The 1,343-nt window shown below is 56.3% G+C and carries 1 protein-coding gene; it reads right to left on the reverse strand.

The genetic code is table 11. The features are described 5' to 3' along the window. Nucleotides 1–153: 153 nt before the first annotated feature. Nucleotides 154–723 (reverse strand): transcription termination/antitermination NusG family protein, encoded by a 570-nt coding sequence (locus tag H5U08_RS18990; protein ID WP_297036786.1) that lies wholly within the window; start codon nt 721–723, stop codon nt 154–156. Nucleotides 724–1,343 lie beyond the last annotated feature (620 nt).

Below are 1,343 nucleotides of genomic sequence, written 5' to 3' on the forward strand. Positions count from 1 at the left end.
CATGAGTGCCCGAGACGGAAGCTTCTGCCGAAGTTTCTCGAAATCAGGACCCGAAGTGTCGAAGAGTCATTCGGCCGGCGGCGTCACACCCGAGCTGGAGTTTCCCTGCCGATCGGTTTTCGGACGAGGCCAACGGAACGAAACGCGTACCGCTCAGCACTCATTCGCAATTGGTTCCAGCTCGACAAGGTCAGCCAACAACGAGGCCCCCTGCTGGATGAAGGAAACCATGACAATGAACCTTTCTTCGCCATGGCGTGAGACGACAACACCTTCGATACCGGCGAGGGGACCTGACCTGATTCGTACGCGGGTGCCCGTTGTGATTCGGGATTCGGGCAGTAGCGGAAGTCCCGAGGCGATAACCCGCTTAATGGAACGCAGCTCGCTGACCAATGTCTCTTTGTCAGGTACTTCGATACATTTTGACACGCAGTTCGTCGTGACAGCGCGATAACGGTCCTCGTCCTGTCCGCAAAGAAACACGTAACCCGAAAAAAGAGGGATATACGAGGTAAAGATGCGACCTTTAGGGGTCTTCGTCCGTTTGGGTACCAACGGGCAATAGTGGGCAATTCGGAGTTCACGAAGGCGTTGCATCAGGATTTTTTCCTGGCGTGCCTTCGTGTAAAGTGCCCACCACCGACCTTCCACGGCCAACGAGTGGCCCTCGTCGAGCAGGTTTTCCGGAAAAATATCGGGCTCTTTGGGCCGAATCGGCATTGCAGAAGGGCGGTCCAGCAAAGGGCTTGCGCGTCAATCTGTGTCCCTGTTTCAAGTATTTCGGCGAAATTCTGTTAAAAGGCGCGACCTTTTTCGCTGATCCAAAATTTCGAGAAGACGTTGCCGGTGCTTTCGATCTGTTACGTCTGACACCTGCGGGGTTCCTTCAGGGCATTGGCTGGGACCGACCGATTGCCACTCCTCGTTGGCCCGCCGGCTGAGTGAGGACCAAATGCCAATGGTAGCGATTTTGGCGGCGATCCGCGCACACTCCGTTCCCGTGGGTTGCGCATCCGTGGCTGCAGCTCCCATGTTCCGCACCCTATCTCGGCGTCTGCGTCCCGATTGGTCCATTACACCCCTGGCATGTGCAGTCTGCCCACCTTGACCTGGTAAACCACTCCAGCCAAATCACGCAAACTCTTACCAACCCTGTGACCGAATCTGGTTCCCGAGGAAACTGCGTCCGTCCAGCAAAGGTCTGGACCCGTGCCAAAAACCTCAGTTTAATTCGCCCAGGGACGAGCGGCCAACGGTCGGTTATCTGTTCCGGGTGGACAGGTTTCAATTGGCTGAGATTGAGCGCCGGGGCCCTGATTCACGTGCTGGAGGACTATACG

Source organism: Thermogutta sp. (assembly GCF_014359955.1).
Lineage (GTDB): Bacteria > Planctomycetota > Planctomycetia > Pirellulales > Thermoguttaceae > Thermogutta.

Bases quoted from the DNA above. Each gene is read 5' to 3' on its own strand.
- H5U08_RS18990 (WP_297036786.1), bottom strand. From the start codon at position 723: ATGCCGATTCGGCCCAAAGAGCCCGATATTTTTCCGGAAAACCTGCTC.